Here is a 17015-nt window from a genome sequence, read left to right on the forward strand (position 1 = left end):
GGATGACGCCCACCCTCGCGGTGGGCGTTTGCTATTTGGGTGATCCTGTCTGGGTATTGCCGACGAAAGCGGACAGCTTTCCCCAGAAATCATAAGAGATTCACCCCGAAAACTTTCGTTTTGCCCGCGTGCGGCGCTCGCTTCAGCCTGCGTGAAGGCGCCGCCGGCCATCGTGCATGAACAGCGCGGATCGCAGTGCATGAGACGGTCATGACGCAGCATCGATGCCCTGTCCCGCAAGATGCGGGTGCAGCCAGCGTGGGCACGGCGCGCAACAACTACAGGCAGGAGACGGACGCATGAAGATCGAAGTGTGGCAGGGCGACATCACGGCCCTGGCGGTGGATGCGATCGTCAACGCGGCCAATGAATCACTGCTCGGTGGCGGCGGTGTCGACGGCGCCATCCATCGTGCGGCCGGCCCTGGCCTGCTGGCCGAGTGCGAGCGTCTGCCGGAGCTGCGCCCCGGTGTGCGCTGCCCGACCGGTGAGGTGCGCGCAACCGATGCCTATGCGCTTCCGGCACGGCACGTACTGCATACGGTCGGTCCGGTCTGGCACGACGGCCAGCGCGACGAACCGGCATTGCTGGCGAACTGCTACTGGAAGTCGCTGCAGCTGGCCGAATCCCTGAACCTGCAGTCGATCGCATTCCCGGCCATCAGCTGCGGTGTGTATGGCTATCCGCTGTACCAGGCCGCACAGATCGCGGTCACCGAAACACTCGCTTGGCAGCGCAGCCACGCCCAGCCGATGCGGATCGTGCTGGTGGCGTTCAACACGGCGACTGCCAAGGCCTACCAGCAGGCACTGTCGGCCGCAGGCCAGGTCGCCGACAGTGGGCGCGGTTCGCTGCTGTCGCCCTTGGGCGATACCGGATTCGTGCCGGCGCATTGAAACAACGCCGTGTGTGGAAGGAAAAAAGGCCGGGCAATGCCCGGCCTTTTCGTTTGCATCCTCGTGGCGGCGTCAGTCCGTCGCTTCAGCGGCAGCGTCGGCGGCCGCCGTAGCAGCAGCTGATGCCGCGGCCGAAGCGGCGCCGTCGATCTGCACGCGCACTTCCACCATGCCCGCTTCATCGCTCAGGCTGGACACGTCCACGGTGTAGTGGCCGGCCGGCAGCGATTCTTCCACGCGTGCGTTGGTGCCGTTGCCACCATCGTCATTGACCAGCTCCACATCGCCGCCGACCACGCGCAGTACCGTATCCACCTGGCTGGAAATGGCGTCCAGGCGCACATCGGCCGCACGCGGCAGGCTCAGCAGGAAGCGGCGGCGGCCTTCGCCATCGAGCATGGCGAACACACTTCCGGTGTTCGGCAGGGAGGTGCCATCACGCATGACCATGTTGGCCGGCAGCTCGGTGCGCTTGGCCGTCAGTTTGAAAGCGCCGGTACTGTCTTCATCCAGGCTGCGCACGCGCAGGGTGTACTTGCCCGGTTCCAGCGGCATGCCGATGCGCGAATTGGTGTCATCACCGCCATCGTCGTTCTCCGACTGGACGCCGTTGCCATCCAGCTTCAGCACCGTATCGAACGCCTTCGATTCCAGGCGGATTTCGTACATGCCCGCCTTGTCCACCTGCAGGGTGTAATCCTGCGACTTGGAGACCAGCAGGTCGGCGATCTCACCTTCGGCCACCATCGGCTTGCCGTCATACGGCACCAGTTTTTCGGCGCGCAGGCGGTACGGACCGAAGGCGGAGGGGCCGTCGGCATTGATGGCCACCTGGTAGCTGCCAGTGCCGTTGGCGCGGAACGCCAGCGAGACGTCGTTGCCGCGCTCGTAGCCCGAGTTGCTGCTGGCCACCAGCACGCCATTGTTGAACACGGCGATCGAGCCGCGCAGCGCACCGGTCAACGTGATGCCGACCAGTTGCTTGTCTTCCAGCTTCAGCTGGTACAGCTGATGGTGGCTGCCATCGTTGAAATTGACGCCGCTGCGCGAGGTGATTTCGCCGGACACCGGCTTGTCGAACTCCAGCGAGGGGGCCTTGCCCACGTCCGTGCTGCCGCCCATCCGGTTGCAGCCGCCGACAGCCAGCACCGTGGCAACGGCCAGCGTGATTGCGGTGATACGCATGTTTTTTCTCCTTGGCCTTCCATGTATGCCCCACGCACTGGCCTGGCGTGCGGGAGGCGGCAACGATACCGGCAAAAGCAAACGCCGGCGTGATGCCGGCGCTGCCTTGTTCAGTTCATGCTGCGCAACGGCGGATCAGCCGTTCCACTTGCCCAGCGCGGCCTGGCCGTTTTCCTTGGCGCGCTCGTAGACGGTCTTCTGTGCTGCGGCGTAGTTGCCCTTCATGTCCTTGCCCCACAGCTTCAGCGCCGCCTGCTGCATGGCACGGCCATAAGAGAAGCTCAGCGGCCACGGCAGGTTGCCCATCTGGTTCATGGCGTTGAGGTGGGCGGTGGACTGCTCATCGCTCTGGCCACCGGACAGGAACACCACGCCCGGCAGGATCGCCGGCACGGTGCTCTTCAGGCACATCACGGTCGACTCGGCCACTTCCTCGACATCGGCCTGCTCGTCGCAGCCCTTGCCGGAGATGACCATCGAAGCCTTCAGGATGGTGCCTTCCAGCAGCACGTTCTGCTGGTACAGCGCGTCGAACAGCGAACGCAGGGTGGCTTCGGTGACTTCGTAGCAGGTCTCGATGTCGTGCTCGCCGTCCATGATCACTTCCGGCTCGACCATCGGCACCAGGCCGCATTCCTGGCACAGCGCGGCGTAGCGGGCCAGCGCATGCGCGTTGGACTCGATGCAGGTGCCCGACGGAATGCTCTCGCCGATGTTGATGACCGCACGCCACTTGGCGAAGCGTGCGCCCAGCTTGTAGTACTCCTGCAGGCGCTCACGCAGGCCGTCCAGGCCCTCGGTGACCAGCTCGCCCGGGCAGCCCGCCAGCGGGTGCGCACCCTTGTCCACCTTGATGCCCGGGATCATGCCGTGGTCGGACATGTACTTGGCGAACGGCACGCCGTCCTTGGTCGACTGGCGGATGGTCTCGTCGTACAGGATGGCGCCGGAAATGTGCTCGTTGAGCTTCGGCGTGGTCAGCAGCAGTTCGCGGTAGGCGCGACGGTTCTCTTCGGTGTTCTCGATGCCGACGCTGGCAAAGCGCTTGGCGATGGTACCGGTGGATTCGTCGATCGCGATGATGCCCTTGCCCGGGGCAACCATGGCCTGGGCGGTTTCAGCCAGCTGTTCGATGCTCATGTACTTCCTGTGGCGGGTGCGGGAAAAACGTAAGTATAGCCCCGCTATCCGTTGCCCCGACGTGGAGGCTCGGATGGAACCGGTTCCACTGTCTGTGCGGGACAGGAAATATCCTGCCGGATCGGGTCAGAGCCCCTTTCGGGGATCTGACCCCGGGTCGGACCCGCGCAGCGGCTCCGACCCGACGCGATGCGTCTTACAGGTCGCCGAGACCGCTGGCGCGGCCGTCTTCGCCCACTTCCAGCAGGCGCAGGGTATTGGTCGCGCCGTGGGTTTCCATGTGCTCACCGCTGGTGAACACCACACGGTCGCCGGCCTGCAGCATGCCGCCCTCCACCAGCAGGCGGATGCTGCCGCGTGCGGCTTCGCGCGGGGTGAAGCCCCGGCTGTCGAAGTTGATCGGGAACACATCGCGCATCAGCGCCATCTGCCGGCGGGCGCCGTCGTGGCGGGTGACCGCGAACACCGGTGCCGAGGCACGGAAACGCGACAGGTAGCGCGCGGTACCACCGGATTCGGTCATCGCCACGATCGCGCGCACGCCCACGTGCTGGGACAGGAACATGGTGGCCATGGCAATGGCCTGGTCGGCACGTTCCAGGTTGCGCGGCGAAGCGCCGAAGTCGGTCTCGGTCTGGAACTGGCGCTCGGCGCCCAGGCAGATGCGCGCCATCGCTTCGACCGCCTTGACCGGATACGCACCGGCGGCGGTTTCGGCCGACAGCATCACCGCATCGGTACCGTCGATGACCGAGTTGGCCACGTCCAGCACTTCGGCACGGGTCGGGATCGGGCTTTCGACCATCGACTGCAGCATCTGGGTGGCGGTGATCACCACCTTGTTCTGTGCCAGCGAGGCCTTGATGATCTTCTTCTGTAGGCCCGGCAGTTCGGCATCGCCGATTTCCACGCCCAGGTCGCCTCGCGCCACCATCACCACGTCACTGGCGTCGACGATCTCTTCCAGGTTCTCGATGGCTTCGGTGCGCTCGATCTTGGACACCAGCGCGGCGTAGCAGCCGTGCGATTCGGCGATCTCGCGCGCATCGTTCATGTCCTGCGCATTGCGGCAGAACGACACGGCGATGAAATCCACGCCGATCTTGGCGACGATGCCGATCAGTTCCTTGTCACGCTCGGTCAGCGCGCCCAGCGACAGGCCACCGCCCTGCTTGTTCAGGCCCTTGCGATCGGACAACGGACCGTCATTGAGCACGGTGTTGATGATGCGCTCGCCCTGCACTTCCACCACCTGCAGCTGCATCAGGCCATCGTCGAGCAGCAGCACGTCACCGGCGGTCACGTCCTGCGGCAGGCCGAGGTAGCTCACGCCCACCTGGGTGGCATCGCCGGGGCCGGCATCGGTGCTGGCGATCAGGTCGAAGCGGTCGCCGGCCTTGAGATGCACCTTGCCTTCGGCGAAGCGCTCGATGCGGATCTTCGGGCCCGGCAGGTCTGCCAGGATGCCCACTTCCACACCCACGCGCTGCGCGGCGGCGCGCACATCGGCGGCACGCTTGGCCTGGCCGGACGGGTCACCGTGGCTGAAGTTGAGGCGCACCACGTTGACGCCGGCGCGGAACAGATCCTCCAGCACGCCCGGCGGATCGGTAGCCGGACCGAGGGTGGCAAGGATCTTGGTGCGACGCTGACGCTCGAACATGATGGATGGGCCTCTCCCGTTAAAGGACGGAAATTAGCACATCCTTCACGTCCCATGTATACGGTTACAGCCTTGTGCTGTCTGACTCTGCGGGACATCGCACGGACATGTTCCGGACATACGCTGGTCGATGGCAGCGGAAACGCCGCCGGGCAAGGCCCGGCGCGCGGCATCGTCCAACTCAGGCAAGCAAGGCCAGCAGCTGCGCCGGATCACGGGCCAGCTGCCCGGCACCGGCCTCGGTCAGCTCCTGCTCGCCACCAAAGCCCCACAGCACGCCCACACTGCGCAGCCCATGATGACGGGCGCCCTCAATGTCCATGCGGCGGTCGCCGATCATCCAGCAGTGCTCCGGCGCCAGCTGCAAGCGATGCAGCGCCTCGCCCACCAGCTGCGACTTGCTGCTGCGCGAGCCATCCGGGGTTGAACCGATCACGTCCTCGAACAGGTCACCGAACGGCAGATGCTCGACGATGCGGCGGGCATGCGGCTCGTTCTTCGCGGTGACCACCGCAAGGCGATGGCCGCGTGCGTGCAGCGCGCGTACCACCACTTCGATGTCCGGATAGATCGTGTGCTCGCGCCAGCCTTCCACGTCGAAGCGCTCGCGATAGAAGGCCACGGCCTGCTCCACCCGCTCGGGCTCACCGAACAACGGCGCGAACGTGGTGCGCAGCGATGGGCCGATCCAGCCCAGCAACGTTTCCTGCGGCGGCACCGGGTGATCCATCTTCTGCAGCGCATAGGCGATGCAGGTGGTGATGCCCACTTCCGAATCGATCAGCGTGCCGTCCATGTCGAAGAAGAGCGTTGCACGCTCTTCTCCGTCCACCCGCGGATCGACGCTCATGCGCCGCGCGCGGCCAGGGCAGCCACCGCCGGCAGCGTCTTGCCTTCCAGGAATTCCAGGAACGCGCCGCCACCGGTGGAGATGTAGCTGACCTGCTGGGCGATATCGAACTTGTCGACCGCGGCCAGGGTATCGCCACCACCGGCGATGGAGAACGCCGGCGAGCTGGCGATGGCGCGGGCCAGCGCTTCGGTGCCCTTGCTGAAGGCTTCGAACTCGAACACGCCGACCGGGCCGTTCCAGACCACGGTGCCGGCCTTGGCGATCAGCTGTGCGTACTGCGCGGCCGTCTGCGGGCCGATATCCAGGATCAGGTCATCCTCGGCCACCGCATCGACGGCCTTCACTTCGGCAGCCGCGTCGGGCAGGAACTGCTTGGCGGTGATCACGTCCACCGGCAGCGGGATGTCCGCACCCCGCGCCTTGGCGTCGGCCACGATCTTCCGGGCGGTATCCAGCAGGTCCGGTTCGTACAGCGACTTGCCGACCTTGTAGCCGGCCGCCGCGATGAAGGTGTTGGCGATGCCACCACCAACGATCAGCTGGTCGACCTTGCCGACCAGGTTGGCCAGCAGCTCCAGCTTGGTGCTGACCTTGCTGCCGGCGACGATGGCCAGCAGCGGCTTGGCCGGCGCATCCAGCGCCAGTGCCAGTGCATCCAGCTCGGCCATCAGCAGCGGGCCACCGGCAGCGACCGGGGCGAAACGAATCACGCCATGGGTGGACGCCTGCGCACGGTGCGCGGTACCGAACGCATCCATCACGAACACATCGCAGAGGGCGGCGTACTTCTTCGACAGGGCTTCATCGTCCTTGCCCTCGCCAACGTTCATGCGGCAGTTTTCCAGCAGCACCAGCTGGCCCGGCTGCACGTCGACGCCGTCCACCCAGTCACGCACCAGCGGCACTTCGCGGCCCAACAGCACCGACAGGCGCTCGGCCACCGGCGCCAGCGAATCGGCTTCGCTCCACACGCCTTCCTTGGGGCGGCCCAGGTGCGAGGTGACCATCACCGCTGCGCCCTGCTCCAGCGCGCGCTTGAGCGTCGGCAGGGAAGCGGTGATGCGCTGTTCGGAGGTGATGCGGCCATTCTCGATCGGCACGTTCAGATCCTGGCGGATCAGCACGCGCTTGCCGGAGAGGTCGAGGTCGGTCATGCGGACGATGGACATGGGCAACTCTTTGGCTCTGGAGATGGGATGCCGGCGTGCGGCAGACGGTCATTGTATCGGGTGCGGCTGGCGGCCGCGCCGCTGCCTGCGGCAGGCTTCGAAGCAACGGCAACGGCAACGGCAACGGCAACAGCAACGGCCAGAGCGCTGGCGCTTCTTGGTGCTGTGGGTGGGCCGGGGTGGTGTGGGATCGCGGGGGACGCCGTGAATCCATCCCTGGAGGCTCGGGCGCGCCATCCATGGCGCTTACGCCCCCGCGAGCCCACACCACCCCGGCCTCGACAGGTTCATGAGGCGGAGCGGATGGCAAAGGCTGAAGCAAGAGCGTTTTCTGGTGTCGGATGAAGGAAGAAGGGGTCGGATCCGTTTTCCTGCGGAAAACGGATCCGACCCCGACGGCCGTCGAGCGAAGCGAGCGCTTCTGCTCTTGCTCTTCTTTTTTTCTCTTCCGTGGGTGGACGCACACGGAAACTGTCAGGGGCCGGGGGGGTGGGCTGGGCAGGGGTGTCAGCCGCATGGATGCGGCTGCCAAGCCTCCAGGGACGGATTCACGGCGTCCCCTGCCCAGCCCACCCGCCCGGCCAAGCGCTGCTTTTGCTCTACGCAACCAACCGACCACCCACGAGGGGCTGCGCCGTTCGCTGCAAACTACGCCGAAGGCGACGGCTTCTGCTTCAGCAGGCTCAACGCCAGTCCACCAACAACCAGCACGCCCAGCCCCAGCAACGCCCACAGCAACCACGCCTTCCAGTCGTGCTGCGGCTTCAGCGCTGCGTCACCGGCGAGCGTCTCCGGGCTACCCTCCAAGCGTGCCAGCGTCGGCTGCCACGACGGATCATTGCGCTGCCGCAGTTCCTCGATCAGCACCGTGATCGGCGCCTCCGCGCGGCGCGCGGTCGTACTGCCCACGGCCAGCGCGTAGGGCGCTGCGCCCTGGCTGAGGAACACCATCACTTCCGGTTGATAGCCCAGGCGCAGGGTCGGGGCGCTGGTGGTCTCCACCGGGCTCGCGACCAGCTTCCAGTAGCGGTCGCGGTACATGCCGCCCAACGGCTGTGCCGCCGATTGCTGGCGCTGGCCCGGGGCACCCTGCTGCAGCTGATAGGCGATCCAGGGCGCGCTGCGGCGCTGCCATTCGGCGCTTTCGTCGTCGCGGCTGAACAGGGTCCACTGCACCAGGCTGTTGTCGGTGCTGGCCACATCGGCCCGGGTCACCGGGAATCGCCCGTCCAGTTCAAAGGTGAATTCACCCTTGCCCTGCGCGGTCGGTGTCAGCGACAGCCACTCCCAGGGCACCGTTGCCGGTGCCGGCGGCAGCTCGGCCAATACACTGCGCAGCTCCGGCAGGCGCGCCTCGCCCTGCGGCAGGATCCGCAGGTAGCGCACATTGCTGTCGACCTGCAGGCGTCGCTGCAGCAGGCGCTTGCCCGCACGCTGCAGGTCCACCAGGGGCACATCACGGGCGATCGACTGCCAGCGCTGCAGATCGTCGCTGGCATCAAGCTGCACCTGCGCCTGCAGTGGCCGGCCACTTTCCGCCCAGTCCAGCACCAGCGCTGCCAGCGGCTGCTGGCCGAGCACGCTGGCATCGATCAACCAGCCGCCCTGCCCGTTCGCCACCGCACCACCACCAAGCCTGGCCTCGACCCGGCGCACACGGCCGTCGGTATCGCGCTCGGTCAGCAGCTGCAGGTCGTTGCGCTGGGCCTCGGCCAGCGGTGGCAGCGCGAACCACGGCAGTTCGCGCTGCACCGGCGGCTGCGCCAACGGCTGGTCCGGCGCCAGCAGCGCCGATGGCAATGCCTGGCCGGCAGCGTTGAACACCTGCAGATCGCCCAGATCAGCGGCGCCTGCGCGGCGGTAGATCGCCGGCTCCAGCACCACACGATAGGCACCGGACTGCGCGCTGGACAGGCTCAGCGGCCACTGTTCGGCGTACTGCGCGCGGTAGTCCGTGGCCTGCGCGGCAACCGCACCGGCCAGGCCTAACAAGACCGGCAGCAACGCTCGGCTCCACTTCCTCATTGGCTTTCCTCCACGGTCGGCGGCGCGCTCGGCGGCGCGGGCGCCAGGTAGCCCACGACGGTGCACAGCAGGCCGTAGGCAATGAACGATGCGATTCCCAGCAGGTTGCCCAGATGCTGGCGGTCGATCAGCACCAGCTTGGCCAGCACCACGGCCATCAACACGGCACCGACCATCCACAGCACACGCTGGCCGCGACGCGAGCCCCACACCCAGGCGATCACGCCGAGTACGCTCCACAACACGGTCAGGCTGGTCTGGGCCAGGCTGAAGCGGGCCATCGTCGGACCCCAGACCACACCGCCCCAATGATGCACGCCATGCAGCACCGTGCTGGTCAACGCGATGAAACCGGCCACGGCCAGCACCGGCACACGCAACCGCTGCAGCTGCGCCGGTCCCTGCGGGTCATACAGCCAGCGCGCGATCAGCAGCAGGCTGACCCACTGTGCCAGTTCGGCAGGATTGAGCAGCGGCAACCACGGCAACGGCGTGGCGTCGCCCGCCAGGGTCAGGCCGAACAACCAGGCCAGCGCCAGCACCGCGAAAATCACGCACTGCAGCGGCAGGCGCACCGGGTCAAACGCAGCACCCAGCGGCCAGCGCAGCACGTTCCAGCGCCACAGCGACAGCGCCGCCAGCAGCAGCCACGGCAACGTGACCAGCAATGCCGTCCAGCCCTGCGCCAGGCGCGCGTCGCCGCCGCCCCACAGGGCCAGCAGCGAAAGCAGCGACGGCCACAGCAGCCACCACAGGAACTGCGCGATACGGGCCACGCCGCCGCTGCCCTGGCGCAGGCACAGCAGGCTGCGCACGCCAAGCACGGCGAACACTGCCCATGCCAATGCGCCATAGCCGGCAAACGGCTGCTGGTGTGCATCGCTCTGCAGCAGGGCCAGCGGGAAGCCGGCGGCCAGCATCGCCAACGCGGTCACGCCCAGCGCACGCGCCGGCATGCGGCGCTGTACTTCCGACGCCAGCCAGGCGGTGACGGCGGCCAGCACCAACACCGCGTCGGCCTGCGCCGAATGCTGGAAGAAGCGGCCGATTTCATGCACCAGACCGCCCAACCACCACAGCAGGCCCCACAGGTAGTACGCCAGGGCTATGTCATGGCGCTGCCTGCGCTGGTAGCTCCACGCCGCCGCGAAACCCGCCACGGCCAGCAGCAGTGCGCCGATCGCGGTCGGATTGAGCAGGAAGCGCTGGTCCTGGTGCCAATGGTCGGCGCCCACCACGAATGCGAATGCGGCGGCGAGCTGCAGCAGCGCACCGGTCACCTGCGGCAACCAGCGCTTCTGGCGCAACCCCAGCCACGCCAGGCCGGCGCCTTCCAGCGCGAATACCGCACCGGTGGCCCGCGCCGAGAATGCCAGCGGCACCGCCAGCGTCGCAAAGCCCACCGCCAGTACTGCATGCGACTGCGCCAGCACCGTGTACGACGCGCGTGCGATCAGGGCCCGTGCCAGCAGCGCATAGATCGCTGCCAGGCCCAGCGCGCACAGGGCCAGCGTCATCGGTTGTTCGTGCAGCATGCCGGCCTGCAGCGAGAAGGCGATCAGCGGCGTGCCGAACACCAGGCTGCCGTCGACCAGATCGCGACGCCCGGCCGGCTGCCGGCGCGCATACAACAACGGAATCAGCAGATAGAAGACGAAGAACAGCAGCAGGAACGGTTCGGTACTGGCGAACTTGGCCGCGTCGTACTGCAGCACGCCCCAGAAGGTGCCGATGCCGAAGGTGAACGCGAAACCCAGCAGGTTCAGCACACGCCACGGGCGGTACCAGGCAATGGCGAAAATGCCCGCGTTGAGCACGGCGTAGTAGCTGAACAGCCCGACGTGGTTGCCACTGCCGGTGGACAGCCACAGCGGCGCCATGAAGCCGGCCAGGATGCCCAGCACTGCCAACGTCCTCGAGTTCTGCACGACCGCCAGCACGCACAGCCCCGCCACCAGCGCGATCGAGCTGGCAAAAGCGAAGCCGGGCGCGAGCAGATCGAAACGCTTGAAGGCAGCGAAGATGGTCAGCAGCAGTACGCCGATGGCGCCCCCCTGCAGGGCCAGCGCGAACATCCGCCGGCGCTCGCGCTGGTGCCAGCCGAAGGCCAGCAGGCCCAGCGCACCGACGGTGATGCCCGCCAGCCGCAGCTCGACCGGCACCACCAGCCAGCCCTGGTCGCTGACGTACTTGAGCAGCGCAGCAACGCCGGCCAACAGCACCAGCATGCCGATCTTCACCGGCACATTGCCCTGGGTGAACCAGTGTTTGACCGCACCGATCGCGCGCTCGACCAGGTTCGGCAGGGCCGGTTCCGCTGGCAAGGGCGGCAATGTGGGCTCAGGTGGCAACGGCGGTGGCGGCGACGGACGCGCGGGTTGGACCGGTGGCGGCAGCTCCTCGCGGGCGGCAACCGGAGGCGGGGCCGTGGCCGCCGTGGGCCGCAGGAACGAGGGCTCGCTGCCGGGTTCGCGCGATGCCGCAGGCGCGCGCGGCGGCGCGGCCACTGCCGTGGGCGCACGGCCAAGCGTCTCTGCCGAAGTGGGCGCGGCCTGCACGCTCTGTGCGGCCTCCAGCGCGGCGACCCGCCGGCGCAGGCCGGCAATCATCACCAGCGCCACCACCAGCAGCAGCGGTATCGCCAGCAGGACCAGTACTGCCAGGACCAAGAGTGCTTCCATTCCTCGCCTTCCAATGCGATCCCGCGCCACGATGGCGGCGGTCGACGGGCCCATGCTACGTCAGGCCGGGCCCCTTAAACGACGAACCCCGGCCAGGCCGGGGTTCGCGCGACGATCTTCGCAGGCCTTACTTGGCTGCGACGACCTTGGCCATTTCCAGGCACTTGTTGGAATAGCCCCACTCGTTGTCGTACCACGACACGAGCTTGACGAAGGTGCCGTCCAGGGCGATGCCGGCGTCGGCGTCGAACACCGAGGTGTGGGTTTCACCGCGGAAATCGGTGGCCACGACCTTGTCTTCGGTGTAACCGAGGATGCCCTTCAGCGCGCCTTCGCTCTGTGCCTTCACTTCGGCGCAGATCTCGGCGTAGGTGGCTTCCTTTTCCAGCTCGACGGTCAGGTCGACCACCGACACGTCCGAGGTCGGCACGCGGAAGCTCATGCCGGTCAGCTTCTTGTTCAGTTCCGGGATGACCACGCCGACGGCCTTGGCGGCACCGGTGGAGGACGGAATGATGTTCTCCAGGATGCCGCGGCCGCCGCGCCAGTCCTTGTTGGACGGGCCATCGACGGTCTTCTGCGTGGCGGTGGCCGCATGCACGGTGGTCATCAGGCCGCGCTTGATGCCCCACTTGTCATTGATGACCTTGGCCAGCGGCGCCAGGCAGTTGGTGGTGCACGAGGCGTTGGAGATGATCGCCTGGCCAGCGTAGGTCTTGTCGTTCACGCCGAACACGAACATCGGCGTGTCGTCCTTCGACGGTGCCGACAGGATGACCTTCTTGGCGCCGGCATCGATGTGCTTCTGCGCGCTGACCTTGTCCAGGAACAGGCCGGTGGCTTCGAGCACGACGTCGACGCCGACTTCGTCCCACTTCAGGTTGGACGGATCGCGTTCCTGGGTCAGGCGGATCTTCTTGCCGTTGACCAGCAGATCCTTGCCATCGACGGCTACGTCGGCCTTGAAACGGCCGTGCACGGAGTCGTACTTGAGCATGTAGGCCAGGTAATCCGGCTCCAGCAGATCGTTGATGGCCACGATTTCGATGTCGTCGCCGAAGTTCAGCACCGCCGAGCGCAGGACGTTACGCCCGATGCGACCGAAACCGTTGATACCAACCTTGATTGCCATGTTCTCAAGCTCCTGCAGCCGCGACAGGTGCGGCGGGGTGGATAGGGCCCACAAGTCTAGCAGGCCGGCCTTGACCACCGCCGGCCAAGCCCGCCGCCGGGACGGGGGCCGGACAGGATTTGATCCGGATCAAAGCGTTAGCGCGGCGTGAGGCCGAGACTGGCCACATCCACCCAGCAACGAGATCACCCCCATGCGCAAGACCTCCCCCCTGATCGTGGCCAGCCTGGCCGCCGCCCTGTCGTTGGCCGCTGCCCCGGCCATGGCCCAGTCCAAGGGCGACTGGACCCTTTCCGCTGGCGTGCACCAGGTCGCGCCGAAGTCGAACAACGGCTGGCTGGCCGGTGGCACCCTGAAGGTCGACGTCGACAACGACGTCAAGCCGACCATCACCGGTGAGTACTTCATCGCCGACAACCTGGGCATCGAAGTGCTGGCGGCGCTGCCGTTCAAGCACGACATCAACATCAACGGCCTCGGCCGCGTGGGCAGCACCAAGCAGCTGCCGCCGGTGGTCACCCTGCAGTACCACTTCAACAGCAAGGGCAAGGTGTCGCCGTTCGTGGGCGCCGGCCTGAACTACACGACGTTCTTCAGCGAAGACACCACCGGTGCGCTGGCCAACAGCAAGCTGAAGCTGCAGGATTCTTGGGGCCTGGCCGCGCATGCGGGCATCGACTTCGCGATTGGCGAGAAGGGCGCACTGCGCGTGGACATGCGCTGGATCGACATCGACAGCAAGGTGAAGCTGGACGGCGAGAAGATCGGCACGGTCAACATCGATCCGCTGGTCTACGGCGCGTCCTACGTCTTCAAGTTCTAAGGGGTTGTTTGGCGGGGGCTTCGCCCCCGCTCCCCCGCTACAGGCAAAACCCTCGCAGCATGTTGCCCCGGTATGTGTGTGCCGGGGCTTTTTTTATCTAAAGTTCCCTGCGATGGTAATGCCCTGTTAGAAACGCATGAATGCGCCAGGCGTCGAGAAGTTGCAGACCCACCCACCGGAAAGAAAAGGATCTCAGTAATGAAGGTGAATTGGATCGCTATCGCATTTCTCCTAGGAACACCAGCGGCACACGCTACCACCGTCGCAGATGGCACGTTCGCCATGATGTCCGGAGGATCCTGTGATGACCTTGCCCCAGACTGCTACCTCGACAATCCTGCGATGGCAGAAAAAGTAGTCGATCAGCTCGCCGAAATGGGTGTCACGCGTTTTCTCGTGCCGTCGGCAACCTTAAGCCAGTTGCGCACCATTGCTACCCCGATCAGTGCACGAGGGCTTGAGTTCTATACGTATGAGCGTTGGACGTTCGAGTCTGCAACCCAGGCCGGAAAATTCAACTGCCAGAAGTTCATCCAAGAGCGGGTTGACCCGGTTTTAGTCAAGCTCAGAGCAGAGTTTGGCAAGAGCTTCGTGGGCCTTCATTTTAAAGACGAGCCGCCAGAAGCAGACATTTCCCCGCTCGCAGACATGAACCGGTGCGTCAAAGCCGACCCTCGTCTCACCGGCATGAAGGTGTTCATCAATCTGTTCCCACTGCACGCCAACGCTGGCAGCTATGCAGGCTCTGAACATGCCGGCGCCATGCAGCCCACGGACTATGGATTAGATTGCACAGCAGGAAACATCCAGCATCCAGACAGGACCGCGCAGATGGTGGCTCACTACTCCACGTTCGCGCGCCGAATATCTGACGAAGTTCGTCCAGACTACCTTTCCTTTGACATCTACCCCTTCACTCCTTCATTCAGGAAGTGTCCGGCAGCGAGGGATCTCCTCTTGTCCGAGAACATGTCGATCATCTCGAATCTCGCCAGGTCCAGGGGGCAAACGCCTATTGCTTACCTTCAGAATGTGCAGTCCGCACATCCGTCACTGGCCCAAGACCCTTTCGAGTACGCCAACTTTCATGACCTGCGCTGGTTCGCCGGCTGGTCTTTCGCATTCGGCGTCACTGGCTTCTCGAACTTCATCACCCACGACGTCAGCAATGTCGCCAGTGTCTCGAATGGGAATGACATGTTTGGGCTGCTCGACAAACACAACAACCCGCGCAACCTTGCTTCGGATCAGCAAAGCACTTTTGGTGTGACCAGACAGGTTCAATCCGCTCTGAAGAACGTCAACTACCTGGGCTTCGTCGACAATAGTCTCGGCGTTCCATCCGCCCAGATCTCAGGCTGGCTGTCGAACTCATCGTTCCTTGTCGGCGAGTATGGCGACGATGATCTTTCCCCCGTCTATCTCGTCGTTGCTGCTCGCGCACCCCGACAGGCGGCATCCGGGGCCATTGGCCTCAACAAATGGTGGCGTGCAGTGGAGAAGCTCGACTTCGAAACCGGCAAATGGCGGCGCGTTGGCAGCGGAACCAATAGAGTCGACGTCGAAATAACCACGATACCTCTCGAGCTCTATCGGCTAAATCCCTGAAACCACAACGATGCTCTTCGCTTGGTCAACTCCACCACGCGGGGCACTCTCCCGGCTGCTTTTGTGATTGCAGTGCCCGGCTCTCATTCAACCAGAAAAGCCGACGAGGTCCCCACTGTCTATCCATGGGTGGTCATGCCAGCCCCGTCTTCTCCGCACCCCGCTAGAATGAGCGGATGAAAGCACTGCACTCCCTGTTCCTCGCCGCCGCCCTCGCGCCGGCCCTGCTGACCCTGTCCGCACCCGCCCATGCCTGGGGCGCGCAAGGCCACCGCCTGGTCGCCGAAGTCGCCGACAGCCGCCTCAACCCGGCCACGCGCGCCGAAGTCGACCGCCTGCTGGCCACCGAACCCGGCGCCACCCTTGCCAGCATCGCGCCCTGGGCCGACCAGCTGCGCGCCAAGGACCCGGGCCTGGGCCGTCGCTCGGCCGGTTGGCACTACGTCAACATCGCCGAAGATGGCTGCCACTACGAGGCGCCGAAGCACTGCAAGAGCGGCAACTGCATCGTCGAAGCGCTGAAGGCGCAAAGCGCGATCCTCGGCGACCGCAGCCTGACCGATGGCGAGCGCCTGCAGGCGCTGAAATTCGTCGTGCATCTGGTCGGTGACATCCACCAGCCGATGCACGCCGGCTACGGCCACGACAAGGGCGGCAACGATTTCCAGCTGCAGTTCGGCAACCGCGGTACCAACCTGCACTCGCTGTGGGACAGCGGCATGCTCAACACCCGCAAGGTCGACGATGCCGGTTACCTGCCGGTGCTGCGCGCACTGTCGGCGCCGAAGCTGGCACGCCAGTCCAACCCGCAGCGCGATCCGGTCAGCTGGGCTGAAGCCAGCTGCCGCATTTCGGTGCAACCTGGCGTTTACCCTGCCTCGCGTAAGATCGGCGACGACTACACCACGCGCTACCGGCCGGTGGCCGAAGCGCAGCTGCGACTGGCCGGTGAAAACCTGGCGCAGTTGCTGAACCGCGTGCTCGCCACACGCTGAGGAGTGCCCGATGTCGGTCCAGGTGCAATCGTTCTTCCACCGTGACAGCAACACCTTCAGCTACCTGGTCAGCGACCCGGCCAGCAGCGAGGCCGCGCTGATCGACCCGGTACTGGATTACGACCCGGATACCGACGCCAGCAGCGAATCGCCGGTGCGCGCGATGCTCGATGCCATCGCGCAACAGCAGCTGCACGTGCGCTGGCTGCTGGAAACCCACGCCCATGCCGACCACGTGTCGGCGGGGCGTCGACTGAAGCAACGGTTCCCGCAGGCGACGCTGGCCATCGGCGAAGGCATCCGTGCGGTGCAGGCCACGTTTGCACCGCGCTATGGCCTGCAGCTGCCCGAGGAACATGCCGTCTTCGATCACCTGTTCGCTGATGGCGAGACGTTCGCACTGGGTGAACTGCAGGGGCGCATCATCGCCGTACCCGGCCACACCAGCGACAGCATCGCCTACCTGATCGACGATGCGCTGTTCACCGGCGATTCGTTGTTCATGCCCGATGGCGGCACCGCACGCTGCGATTTCCCCGGCGGCGATGCCGCGCAGTTGTACCGCTCGATCCAGAAGCTGTTGTCCCTGCCCGATGCGACTCGCGTGTTTGTCTGCCACGACTATGGTCCCGGTGGTCGCGCGTTCGCCAACGAAACCACCATTGGTGAGCAGCGCGCGCACAACATCCACGTGCATGACGGCGTGGCCGAAGCCGAATTCGTCAGCGTGCGCCAGGCCCGTGACGCGACGCTGGCCGAACCGGCGCTGATGCAGCCGGCGGTGAAGGCGAACATCCAGGGCGGGGCGTGAGGAATGCCAACAAGACGCTCAGGAGGCGAGCTCT

13 protein-coding genes are annotated in these 17015 nt (G+C 65.7%); 5 read left to right on the top strand and 8 right to left on the bottom strand.

What is annotated here, in order from left to right:
- Positions 1 to 299: 299 nt before the first annotated feature.
- Positions 300 to 896, top strand: a complete 597-nt coding sequence (locus tag AC1DKR_RS15730; RefSeq protein WP_025874259.1) for an O-acetyl-ADP-ribose deacetylase — start codon at positions 300 to 302, stop codon at positions 894 to 896.
- Positions 897 to 968: 72 nt separating this feature from the next.
- Here AC1DKR_RS15730 and AC1DKR_RS15735 read toward each other — a convergent pair whose 3' ends face one another.
- The 8 genes from AC1DKR_RS15735 to gap form a co-directional block, all read right to left on the bottom strand.
- Positions 969 to 2081 (bottom strand): hypothetical protein, encoded by a 1113-nt coding sequence (locus tag AC1DKR_RS15735; protein WP_059064932.1) that lies wholly within the window; start codon positions 2079 to 2081, stop codon positions 969 to 971.
- A gap of 135 nt (positions 2082 to 2216) precedes the next feature.
- Positions 2217 to 3221, bottom strand: a complete 1005-nt coding sequence (locus AC1DKR_RS15740) for a class I fructose-bisphosphate aldolase (protein ID WP_099785228.1) — start codon at positions 3219 to 3221, stop codon at positions 2217 to 2219.
- Positions 3222 to 3417: 196 nt separating this feature from the next.
- Positions 3418 to 4884: a pyruvate kinase gene (pyk, locus tag AC1DKR_RS15745; RefSeq protein ID WP_032975201.1), complete on the bottom strand. Its 1467-nt coding sequence runs from the start codon at positions 4882 to 4884 to the stop codon at positions 3418 to 3420.
- 181 nt (positions 4885 to 5065) lie between these two features.
- Positions 5066 to 5734 carry an HAD hydrolase-like protein gene (locus AC1DKR_RS15750; RefSeq protein WP_478033552.1) on the bottom strand — a complete coding sequence of 223 codons (669 nt, stop codon included), beginning with the start codon at positions 5732 to 5734 and terminating at the stop codon, positions 5066 to 5068.
- Positions 5731 to 6906: a phosphoglycerate kinase gene (locus AC1DKR_RS15755; protein ID WP_312786594.1), complete on the bottom strand. Its 1176-nt coding sequence runs from the start codon at positions 6904 to 6906 to the stop codon at positions 5731 to 5733. Before AC1DKR_RS15755 ends, AC1DKR_RS15750 begins: the two co-directional genes overlap by 4 nt.
- 648 nt (positions 6907 to 7554) lie before the next feature.
- A complete protein-coding gene (locus AC1DKR_RS15760; RefSeq protein WP_478033554.1) occupies positions 7555 to 8931 on the bottom strand; it encodes a DUF3999 domain-containing protein in 1377 nt (458 codons plus the stop codon).
- A complete protein-coding gene (locus AC1DKR_RS15765) occupies positions 8928 to 11612 on the bottom strand; it encodes a DUF2339 domain-containing protein (RefSeq protein WP_478033556.1) in 2685 nt (894 codons plus the stop codon). The genes AC1DKR_RS15760 and AC1DKR_RS15765 overlap by 4 nt, the downstream gene beginning before the upstream one ends.
- Positions 11613 to 11739: 127 nt before the next feature.
- Positions 11740 to 12744: a type I glyceraldehyde-3-phosphate dehydrogenase gene (gap, locus tag AC1DKR_RS15770; protein ID WP_025874252.1), complete on the bottom strand. Its 1005-nt coding sequence runs from the start codon at positions 12742 to 12744 to the stop codon at positions 11740 to 11742.
- 193 nt (positions 12745 to 12937) lie between these two features.
- Here gap and AC1DKR_RS15775 point away from each other — a divergent pair, with 193 nt between their 5' ends.
- From AC1DKR_RS15775 to AC1DKR_RS15790, 4 genes are all read left to right on the top strand, one after another.
- Complete coding sequence (locus tag AC1DKR_RS15775; protein ID WP_279208871.1) at positions 12938 to 13567, top strand: OmpW/AlkL family protein; 630 nt, start codon at positions 12938 to 12940, stop codon at positions 13565 to 13567.
- Positions 13568 to 13765: 198 nt separating this feature from the next.
- A complete protein-coding gene (locus AC1DKR_RS15780) occupies positions 13766 to 15175 on the top strand; it encodes a hypothetical protein (protein ID WP_394197491.1) in 1410 nt (469 codons plus the stop codon).
- Positions 15176 to 15351: 176 nt separating this feature from the next.
- Positions 15352 to 16170 (top strand): S1/P1 nuclease, encoded by an 819-nt coding sequence (locus tag AC1DKR_RS15785; RefSeq protein WP_478033559.1) that lies wholly within the window; start codon positions 15352 to 15354, stop codon positions 16168 to 16170.
- 10 nt (positions 16171 to 16180) lie between these two features.
- Positions 16181 to 16981, top strand: a complete 801-nt coding sequence (locus tag AC1DKR_RS15790; protein ID WP_312107362.1) for an MBL fold metallo-hydrolase — start codon at positions 16181 to 16183, stop codon at positions 16979 to 16981.
- The last annotated feature ends 34 nt before the right edge of the window (positions 16982 to 17015 follow it).

The organism is Stenotrophomonas sp. 01N47 (assembly GCF_056399165.1).